The sequence below is a fragment of the Bifidobacterium sp. genome (assembly GCF_050874245.1).
Classification (GTDB): Bacteria; Actinomycetota; Actinomycetes; order Actinomycetales; family Bifidobacteriaceae; genus Bifidobacterium.
On sequence record NZ_JBNMKH010000023.1, the window covers coordinates 20587 to 29393 of the forward strand.

13 protein-coding genes are annotated in these 8807 nt (G+C 53.9%); 9 read left to right on the forward strand and 4 right to left on the reverse strand.

Features of this window, described 5'->3' with window-relative positions; translation table 11 throughout:
* Window position 1: 1 nt before the first annotated feature.
* Both ACR0P8_RS04085 and ACR0P8_RS04090 read right to left on the reverse strand, forming a co-directional pair.
* Complete coding sequence (locus ACR0P8_RS04085) at window positions 2-316, reverse strand: hypothetical protein (RefSeq protein WP_432623918.1); 315 nt, start codon at window positions 314-316, stop codon at window positions 2-4.
* A gap of 25 nt (window positions 317-341) precedes the next feature.
* On the reverse strand, window positions 342-926 hold the full coding sequence (locus ACR0P8_RS04090; protein ID WP_432623919.1) for a DUF6668 family protein: 585 nt from the start codon (window positions 924-926) through the stop codon (window positions 342-344).
* Between the two features lie 129 nt (window positions 927-1055).
* On the opposite strand from ACR0P8_RS04090, the gene ACR0P8_RS04095 reads away from it, so the two are divergent.
* The 9 genes from ACR0P8_RS04095 (at window position 1056) to ACR0P8_RS04135 (ending at window position 7509) form a co-directional block, all read left to right on the forward strand.
* Window positions 1056-1271 carry a helix-turn-helix domain-containing protein gene (locus tag ACR0P8_RS04095; protein WP_432623920.1) on the forward strand — a complete coding sequence of 72 codons (216 nt, stop codon included), beginning with the start codon at window positions 1056-1058 and terminating at the stop codon, window positions 1269-1271.
* Entirely contained in the window at window positions 1258-2310 is a 1053-nt protein-coding gene (locus ACR0P8_RS04100) for a CHAP domain-containing protein (RefSeq protein WP_432623921.1), read from the forward strand. Before ACR0P8_RS04095 ends, ACR0P8_RS04100 begins: the two co-directional genes overlap by 14 nt.
* A 311-nt stretch (window positions 2311-2621) precedes the next feature.
* Complete coding sequence (locus ACR0P8_RS04105) at window positions 2622-3008, forward strand: hypothetical protein (RefSeq protein ID WP_432623922.1); 387 nt, start codon at window positions 2622-2624, stop codon at window positions 3006-3008.
* A 177-nt stretch (window positions 3009-3185) separates the two neighbouring features.
* Complete coding sequence (locus ACR0P8_RS04110) at window positions 3186-3566, forward strand: single-stranded DNA-binding protein (RefSeq protein WP_432623923.1); 381 nt, start codon at window positions 3186-3188, stop codon at window positions 3564-3566.
* 70 nt (window positions 3567-3636) lie between these two features.
* Window positions 3637-3978: a hypothetical protein gene (locus tag ACR0P8_RS04115; RefSeq protein WP_432623924.1), complete on the forward strand. Its 342-nt coding sequence runs from the start codon at window positions 3637-3639 to the stop codon at window positions 3976-3978.
* Window positions 3975-4910, forward strand: a complete 936-nt coding sequence (locus ACR0P8_RS04120) for a replication protein RepA (protein ID WP_432623925.1) — start codon at window positions 3975-3977, stop codon at window positions 4908-4910. The genes ACR0P8_RS04115 and ACR0P8_RS04120 overlap by 4 nt, the downstream gene beginning before the upstream one ends.
* A gap of 460 nt (window positions 4911-5370) precedes the next feature.
* Window positions 5371-6300 carry a replication protein RepA gene (locus tag ACR0P8_RS04125; RefSeq protein ID WP_432623926.1) on the forward strand — a complete coding sequence of 310 codons (930 nt, stop codon included), beginning with the start codon at window positions 5371-5373 and terminating at the stop codon, window positions 6298-6300.
* 361 nt (window positions 6301-6661) lie between these two features.
* Entirely contained in the window at window positions 6662-7261 is a 600-nt protein-coding gene (locus ACR0P8_RS04130) for an AAA family ATPase (protein ID WP_432623927.1), read from the forward strand.
* A complete protein-coding gene (locus ACR0P8_RS04135) occupies window positions 7258-7509 on the forward strand; it encodes a hypothetical protein (RefSeq protein WP_432623928.1) in 252 nt (83 codons plus the stop codon). The genes ACR0P8_RS04130 and ACR0P8_RS04135 overlap by 4 nt, the downstream gene beginning before the upstream one ends.
* A 419-nt stretch (window positions 7510-7928) precedes the next feature.
* On the opposite strand, the gene ACR0P8_RS04140 is transcribed toward ACR0P8_RS04135, so the two are convergent.
* Window positions 7929-8171 (reverse strand): hypothetical protein, encoded by a 243-nt coding sequence (locus tag ACR0P8_RS04140; RefSeq protein WP_432623929.1) that lies wholly within the window; start codon window positions 8169-8171, stop codon window positions 7929-7931.
* A gap of 323 nt (window positions 8172-8494) precedes the next feature.
* A partial coding sequence (locus tag ACR0P8_RS04145; protein ID WP_432623930.1) for a DUF805 domain-containing protein occupies window positions 8495-8807 on the reverse strand: 313 nt, incomplete at its 5' end.

The window sequence follows — 8807 nt, forward strand, 5'->3', positions numbered from 1 at the left end:
TTCACTCCCCTGCCAGGAAGCCGACCAATGTTCCGGCCGCGGAGACGACGATGACGCCTGCGAGCACCATGCCGACATGGCCGACGCCTTCGGCGCCGTCTCCTCTGCGGGCCCGGACCGCGAACATGACGCCTGCGGCGATCAGTGCGACGACCAGCACCGCAAGGGCCACCCATTTCGCCCATCCCATGATGGTGACAAGACCTTCGGTTCCCGGAGGCTGTTGGGATGGAGGGTTGGGCACTGCGGCCATGCTGCGGCCGTCAGCTTGTATGGCAGCAGCCACAACAAGGATGTGATGGTTGATTGTTCCCATGAGAGGCTCCTTTACCTACGGATTTTCAACTGCCGATGAGGGATTCGATGAGTGAACGCTGCCGGCTGAACCTGTCTTGATTGGTTGGCGGATAAGGTTCGAGCCGGAGCGTTTTATCAAAGGGGAACTCGACGGTGTTTGGTGCGAGCGACCGTGTGAGTTCTCCAAGCTGTTTCAGTTCCTTGGGGATTTTGCCTGGCATGTCGGCGACGATCGCGAGTCCAATGAGCCGGCCGTAACCGGCCAGACCGGCCAGATATTGCTGCAAAGCCATTCTTCCGCACTCCAAGCCGTAGGCGCTGGTCCTGCAGCAGATGAGTATGTCGCCCATGGTTGGAAAGCAATGTTCGGCGGCCATCCAATATGGGTTGAGCGCGGCTATGACGCTTTCGCCGCTTCCCCCATGCGCGCCGACCACCCAAAGGCCGGCTGTCGGAAGGGAACGCACCGCGAGCATTCTTGCGGGTGCGGGAATGCCTTGCTGCCATTCCCGCGGATTCGGCCGCGGCGCATTGTCGGCACGGCATTCAGGTCGTGACGGCAATGGCGGCATGTCCGGCACTGCCGGAGATGGCCGCGGCGGCAATGCCGAGACGGTCTGCTGTGACATATCCCTTCCCTTCTCTCTGAAGATAGTTATCTATCTTCCATAAAGGTTATAGTGATAGTATTCTATCACTATGTGCATTGTCAAGCAGGAACGTCGTATCCCTGCGCAATCAGGACTGGATGTGGTGACATGGATGGTTTCTTCAAGGATTCAGCCCACATACTGCTACGCGTCGGCGAGGTTGCCGAACTGCTGCAGGTGAGCGAAAGCACTGTCACAAGATGGATCAGACAGGGAAGGATACCGGCGATCAGGATCGAACGCGGATGGCGGATCCCTCGCGACGAGTTGCACACATGGCTTCACGTCCGTCGGACGATGGGCGGACAGCATGGACGACGCTAAATCCTCTGCGGGTCCTTTGGTCGCCATTTTCTGCTTTACGCTTGCGGCCGTCATGCTGTTCATGGGCCCGTTGTTCGCCATTGGTCTAGCCGTCTCCGACGGCGAATCGGAATCGGCATCCGGAGGACTTACCGGGGTGCCGGACGAGTTCCTCGCCGACGTGCAAAAGGCGGGGTCAATCTGCGCCGAGGTGACGCCGCAAATCATCGCCGCGCAATTGGACGCAGAATCCGGTTGGAATCCCACCGCAACCAGTCCCGCCGGGGCGCAGGGAATCGCCCAGTTCATGCCAGGCACATGGGCCGCGCACGGCAAGGACGGGGACGGTGACGGGAAGGCGGATGTCCTCAATCCGCATGATGCGATCTGGAGTCAGGGCAACTATATGTGCCAGCTGGTCGATTCGGTCAAATCACTCAAAGCATCCGGCAAAATCACCGGAGACATCACAGAGCTCGCCTTGGCCGCCTACAACGCGGGACTTGGCGCGGTATCCGATCACGGAGGCATTCCGCCTTACAAGGAAACTCAAGCATATGTGAAGAAGATCATCGAATGGGCACGGACCAAATACACGATGTCCGGAGGCGGCACGGTGGTGGGTCAGCTGACGCCGAAGCTCATCATGATGGACGACATCCATGTGGATATATCGGCCATGAACATTCCCGCGATCTGGTATCTCGATCCGAGCGGGTACGAGTACAAGCAGTGCACTTGGTGGGCGGCATCCAGACGGCAAAATATCGGCAGACCGGTCGACACCCATATGGGCAATGGCGGCTTCTGGATTGAATCCGCCCGTCGCCTCGGCTACCAGTACGGCAAGGATCCTCAACCGGGTGACGTGATAACGTTCCGCCCGGGCGTACTGGGCGCGCATCCGACGTACGGCCACGTGGCCGTGGTCGAACAGGTCGACGCCGACGGTGGCATCACCATCAGCGAATCCAGCTCGACATTGCCGGCGCCGATCATCACCCATTACTCGAAAGCACAATTGGATGCGGCCAGGGAAGGCATCTGGTTCATCCACTGAAAACCGCACACCCCCATCAATGGCATACCGTAAAACACCAAGGAAACGTTGGGATTCGTCTGCTATCTTTGCATGTGGCAATAGCTCCTTACCTACGGAAGGCATACCGCTTGTCTTGGCGGATTGGGCGGTATGTCAGTTGCCAGACCCTCCTGATGGACCCCTCCGTCAGGAGGATCTTCTCCATGCCGGTTCACACTCACCCCGGCAGGGTTTCGGATTGCGCCAAATCACTCGAATGATAAGATAAGGCCGTCCGTCATACGGACGAAAACAATAGTTTCCAATCTTTTTTGAGGAAGAACCGTTAGGTGACTGACACTACCGAAGCGCGTAACACGCATGCCGAACGTTGGACGTCGATGGACAAGGCGGCCATCGAATTGATTCGCGAGTGGATGGCGGAAGGTCCGGTCAGGCATACCATGAAGGATTGCGCGCAGGTGCTGAACTGCTCCTATCCCCGAATCCGGGCGCAGTTCCGTTACGCGTACAGCCCATTGACCTTGGGTGACTTCACCAAGCTGTGCGACTATTTCGGCAAGGATCCTTTCGAAGCATGGCTCGAAGTGGCCAGCAAGGCGAGCCGGATGGCTGGCGACGATAAAAAGGCCAGCGAGATCACGCTGCGGGCCAATGTGTTCAAGGCATTGTCCGAGACGATCAACGCCACAGAACTCGCCCCACATGCCGAATAGGTCTCGCCGGCGTCTCACAAAATTATCCCCCGATTGTCATCACTCCCTCTTTTTCTGTTACACTGAGGCGACTATGTAGGGGGAGTCAATCCGCCACACCCTATCCATGGACGACCTCCCTGCATGTGCATAACCAAAAACGCCGCCGGCGAAAGGGCACATCATCAAGGAGGAGCTATGCCTTTCCACAGCGACCAGGTAATTTGGAAAGCGGGAAACCTCACACGCGATCCCGTATTCCGCACCTTCAGCGACGGCAATGAGGTCGCATACCTCACCCTTGCCGTCAACCATCAAGGGAAACCAACCGAATTCCTTGACCTACAGGCACGAGGATTCAACAAGGAGTACATCAGAACACAGGAGTTCAAGGCAGGAGATTTCACCATCGTCGGCGGCGCACTGTCCACAAGGAAAAAGACGACCGGCGAGGAGGCTCCAGTATTGCGCGTTTCCGTCATCACCAAGGAAACCAGCTTCAACTACAAGCCACTCGATTGGGAATATCTTCATCGGGAAAATCCCGTCCAGTCTGAAGAAAGCCCCACCGAAAACTGACTTCTGGCGACCTATATCGGCCGTCATTTTCTCGAATACGATCCCGCATTTCTTATCGCAATGGAGTGATATGCCTTTTCTCAAAGAAGCGCTTTACAAAATCATTTCCGAAAAACTATCCGACGGAACACCCACTCGACGCTTCATGATCGAGCTTGACGGACAGCACATCATCGGCATCGACTGCGATCTGATCGAAACCATTTATGGACATGTCGATTCAAGCGAGCCGATCTCCGAAATCCGTTCAGTCTGGCTGGCCCACGCGCAAGAACACGGCATCGACCGCATCGAAGCCGAAGAGCGCTTCGCCATGACCTTGGCGAGTTTTCTAGCCGGTCTCATCTCGGAAAACCGGCTGATCAAGCCAATAGATAACGGGCCATCCTCTTCCGAACCGGAATCGTCATGACGCGCTATCCAAAGTACGATTCCCTAAAAGAACTTGCCCCGTATTATTTTCAGACACAAGAATCAGCGCCGGTCCCGCAGCGTCTAGCGGATCAGGAAATCTGGTACGGCCATTCGATCTTCACCTCGTCGCTGTTTCCCCAAAATCCGCCGAAGGAACCAACCAGCTTCATCGTCAAACGTCAGGTGAATTACGAGTACATCCTCGAGGCAGGAATCGATCCGGCCACCAAAACCCAAAAATTCCCGTATGGCAAATATCCGCGCATGATCATGTGCTGGATAGCCAAACGAATACGCATGGCAGGAAAGAAAGGAGACAAGTACGTCGATCCGAAGAAGATGTCGATTCGGATCCCATCACTCTCACACCTGGCCGCGGAACTTGGAATCGCCAAAGGCGGCGTGACCCTATGCGCCATCAACGAGCAGATACGAGCATTGACCCTCTGCAGCATCAGCGTGCACAAGTGCAGCGGGTTCGCAGCCAGTCGGAACCGACGTGAAATAGTCAATCTTCCGTTGACGCGTGCCATCATCTTCGACGAGTGCGAGAACATTCGGGAAAATGGATTCGTCATGATTCTCACTCCCGAGATTTGGAACATTCTTTCCAAGGAAACCGCCCCATTCGATTTTCAAGCCGCGAAAGCATTGCTCAAGGGGCGTAGGGTCATGGCTCATGACATCTACATCTGGATGGTGGGAACCTACTTCAACATGCGTTTCCCCCGCAACTTCTCCTGGCATTGGCTTCATGAGACGTTTGGCGATGGGTTGAGCGATGAACGCAATTTCCGTTTCAGATTCCGCAGGAACATATGCATGGTCAACCTGTTTTATCCGCAGGCGCGTTTTGAGATCACCAAGGAGGGAGTCACGCTGCTTCCAAGCCGTCCGGCCATCGAACCACGACGGACTTCTCGTCATTGATCAATCCGAGGAAGGCTGCTGCTTTTATCCACCATTCAGGTGGTGGAGTATCGTAGCAGCCTTCTTTTTTTGAACCTTCCGGAGTGGAGTAACGTAGCAAAAATCGTGGAGTATCGTAGCAGTTTTGGTGGAGTAACGTAGCAAAACGGTGGAGTAACGTAGCGAAAAAGCCGCTAAAGCCCTTACACGAGTAGGAAAACGGGCAAACGTATATATAGATAGAAGAATATTTTAAATAGCAACCTTCTGAGAGAACGCAAAATCTACATTTCACAGAGAACAGAACGACACGCCGATATTTAAATATTTTTATTTATTTTTATTTAAATATATTTAAATGCTCTTTCCTTGCTTTTCTGCCGATTACCGGCTCAACCCATCACCCTACAGCCTTCCGAATGGAGGAAAGCGACCAGAAAAAGCCCTTCCTCGATTAGCTCTATACACTAAGATTTCACCTATGAGCGCTGAATTGGAACCACGTGGCATGTCCTCCTTCCTCGACAACAAGAACCAAGAGGAAGACACCCCATCTATCTGGTATGGGCACAGTCTACTGACCGCAAGCCTGTTCCCAGCCGAACAGCCTTCGGAAGATACCCCAGCCATCACCAAGCTCAATGGCAACATCGAGTACATACTCGAAGCGTCCTATGATCCGGTCACGGGCAAACGCCTGTATCCAAGTGGCAAGTATCCACGTCTGATAATGGTGTGGATGGCAAAGCAGATCCGTCGTGCAGGCAAACGCAAAACGGCGACTTGCGATCCGGATCGGCACATCATCACACTCCCCTCCGTTGGCGCGCTCTGCGACGAACTGGGACTTGGACATGGCGGCAGAACCGCGCAACGCGTCCAGGAGCAGTTCCGACTGCTCCTCCGCAGTCGCATTAGCCTCCGCAAGGTCATGGGATTCAAAGGATCCGACTACCACGACATCATCGATATTCCAATCGCCAAGGAAACGGTCTTCAAGGAATCCGAGACCAGCGCCGAGTTCAGCGGCCTGTCCGTGATGCTCACGGAAGAAGTCTGGGACAAGCTGGCCACAGAATCCGCACCTTTCGATATGTCGGCAGCGAAAGAGCTTCTGTCTGGACGTTCGGTCATGCCATGGGATATCTACTTGTGGCTGGTTGGAAGTCTTCCGAAAATCGGACGCCCAATGCCGATCACCTGGCAGTGGCTCTATGAGCGCTTTGGCAACGGAACCCAGCTCAAGAATTTCAAGGAACAGTTCAAAAAAAGTCTCAGCAAAGCCCTGAAAGCATATCCAGAAGCGAAAGTAGACCTCACCTCAAAGGGGATTGTGCTCAATCCATCCGCCCCCGTCATCAAAAGAAAACCTCCACAAAAGCACATTCCTGCTAGGAAATTTTACAGGTGAAATGTGGACTTTCACAGCATATCGGCCTCTGCCATTCATGCGAATGTGGACTTTCACAGCCGGAAATGTGGACTTTCACAGCCAGGTATGTGGACTTTCACAGCCGGAAATGTGGACTTTCACAGCTTTCAAAAGCCCGTTCGGCTTTATAGCAGTAAGGCTGACCTATGTTCTATATATACTTATATAGAAATATGTATAATTTATATAGCAAAACGAAATTTGCCAATCGGCGGCGAAAGTCCACATTCCCGTAGATTTTTCCGATTTCGCCACTCCATAGCTTTTTGCAAATAGACGCATTCATGATAATATTTAAATAAATATAAATATTTATATTTATTTATACGAAAGGCTTCTCATGATCATCGGTGTCCTGAACATCAAGGGAGGTGTCGGAAAGACGACAACCTCCATGGCTCTCTCCACGGCTATCTACAGGTCTGGCAAAGATGTGACCATCTTCGATACCGATCCTCAAGGAAGTGCCACACTTTGGTCCCAAGCTGCGGAGGACAATGGAGACGCACTGCCCTTTGAAGTTCTTTCCAAGAATCAAGCTGAAATCCGTCGTCTGGGATCGCATCGCCCGGACAAGGACGGACAAGTCATTGTCATCGACACTCCTCCGAGCGGTGATGTCATCAACGAGGTCATCAAGGTCTCTGACTTCGTCATCATTCCTTCGACCTCGTCACCCGTTGATCTGCAGCAGACCCTGCTGACCTGCGCTTCATGCCAAGATCAAGGCAAGGAATACGCAGTTCTCATCGTCATGGCCCGCAAAGGTACTACCACTCTTGAAGCCTTCCGTACGGCCGTTGAGAAAAGCGGTGCAGGCATCTTCGATGCGGAGATTCCTCTCAAGGAAGTGTTCAAGGGAGATTTCGGTCATTCCTTCCCGAGTAACCTGCAGGGCTATGAGGATGTGTGGAAGGAAATCCGGGAGGTGGAAGCGTGAAAAGAGCCAAGCAGCGTCTTGATATGACATTCCACGCGCCGAATGAAGTTCGTGGGAAAACTCTGGACAGCATCATGAATGCCCAGAACACCAATGATCGCGGAGACGGTGATGTCAGGAAAGTCATGATGTCTTTCCAAGTTGAGGAGCCTCTGAAAAACGAGCTCAAAGTCTGGTGCAAAGACAACGGGATGAAGATCGGCGAAGCCGTCAACCACGCTATCCGCGACTGGCTGGAAAGCCGCTGACCTAAACCGGATGTGGACTATCACAGCAAAGTAGGCGGTGATAGTCCACATTTTTTATCTACGTAGGCGGATTCCTCGCTCCTCCATCATCCATCTAGGTTTTGCATGGCTGGATGATGTCATTTTCGGACGGATTCACGTTTGCTTCTCCGCCGTTACGGATGTGGACTTTCGCCGCCGAATAATCCGCTGAGTTCGCTGGTTTGAGTTCCGTTATGGTGCGTTCCGGTTGCTGGTGGCTGTGAAAGTCCACATGTTTTTCAGCTTTTTCTCGAATTGGATTTTGTTGATGCCGGATGTGGACTTTCGCCGCGAGGTGGAGTTGCTTCGAAGGAATCAATGTGAACTTTCGCAGCTTTATGGGTATGTAAAAGGCCATCGCGTGGTGCGGTGGCCTTGATGGTGACTGTCGTGTGTGTTCAATCTTTTTCGGCGTCCGGATATTCGTCTCTCGGGCGCCCGTAGAAGACGCACCAGTTGAGCCAGCGGTACAGTTCCTCGTTGCTGACGCTGATGCTTGGCCCGTCGATGAGGAGGAACGGCGCATGGAACATCGAGGAGTATGCTCCCAGTGCGTCGTCGATGTTTTCCTTCGTTGCTGGTCCGGCCTCGGCCATCGCTTGGTCGAAGTCGCCGTCGTAGAACGCTTGGAGTCCCTTCATCGTGTCGCCTCCTCCTTGACCATTTCATCGAACAGTCTAGCGGCTCGGAAGATCCTGAGAGTCCCAAGTGCTTGTTTTCGAGTGCATCCGGATCGAAGCTCGTCCGTCGAGACGCAGTCTCCCGTGGAACAACGTTTCTTTTCCTCCGGAGACCAAGGCTGGCGGAATCGGAGGCATGCCCTCCAAGACGTTTTCCGGCGAGAACCTGTTCCAGAATATCTACGCCATGGGCCTGTCCGGCGGCGAAGGACCGCTCGACACTGCTCTGACGGGTCTGGACGGATTCGGCCACTTCGTCCAAAGCGCCGCTCTCGTCCGGAACGTCAGTCGAAGCGCGCGCCTTCGGGTTTGCTGGGCAGCGAATACAGGCATGTCTGGATGATCAGCGAGACGCCCGAACAGCCGAAGCTGATATAAAGCAGGATGAGCAGCTGTCCCGCGAACGTGTTCGGGTCATGGAAGTCGAGCCTCATCTCATTCGGGATTATCATGATCGCGCCGATGCCGATGAACATCATGCCGACGGCGATGAAGGCCAGGATCGCGACGGCGAGGATATTGCCGGAATGCCCCAGAAGAAGCCACCATCCACTGCGGTTCGCATCATGCAGCCTTCGTATGGAAATGGCCAGGAAC

What these genes read in the sequence shown, in the direction of transcription:
- ACR0P8_RS04110 (WP_432623923.1), top strand. Translation starts at nt 3,186, where the DNA reads ATGCCTTTCCACAGCGACCAGGTAATTTGGAAAGCGGGAAACCTCACA.
- ACR0P8_RS04120 (WP_432623925.1), top strand. Translation starts at nt 3,975, where the DNA reads ATGACGCGCTATCCAAAGTACGATTCCCTAAAAGAACTTGCCCCGTAT.
- ACR0P8_RS04115 (WP_432623924.1), top strand. Translation starts at nt 3,637, where the DNA reads ATGCCTTTTCTCAAAGAAGCGCTTTACAAAATCATTTCCGAAAAACTA.
- ACR0P8_RS04125 (WP_432623926.1), top strand. Translation starts at nt 5,371, where the DNA reads ATGAGCGCTGAATTGGAACCACGTGGCATGTCCTCCTTCCTCGACAAC.
- ACR0P8_RS04100 (WP_432623921.1), top strand. Translation starts at nt 1,258, where the DNA reads ATGGACGACGCTAAATCCTCTGCGGGTCCTTTGGTCGCCATTTTCTGC.
- ACR0P8_RS04095 (WP_432623920.1), top strand. Translation starts at nt 1,056, where the DNA reads ATGGATGGTTTCTTCAAGGATTCAGCCCACATACTGCTACGCGTCGGC.
- ACR0P8_RS04130 (WP_432623927.1), top strand. Translation starts at nt 6,662, where the DNA reads ATGATCATCGGTGTCCTGAACATCAAGGGAGGTGTCGGAAAGACGACA.
- ACR0P8_RS04085 (WP_432623918.1), bottom strand. Translation starts at nt 316, where the DNA reads ATGGGAACAATCAACCATCACATCCTTGTTGTGGCTGCTGCCATACAA.
- ACR0P8_RS04140 (WP_432623929.1), bottom strand. Translation starts at nt 8,171, where the DNA reads ATGAAGGGACTCCAAGCGTTCTACGACGGCGACTTCGACCAAGCGATG.
- ACR0P8_RS04090 (WP_432623919.1), bottom strand. Translation starts at nt 926, where the DNA reads ATGTCACAGCAGACCGTCTCGGCATTGCCGCCGCGGCCATCTCCGGCA.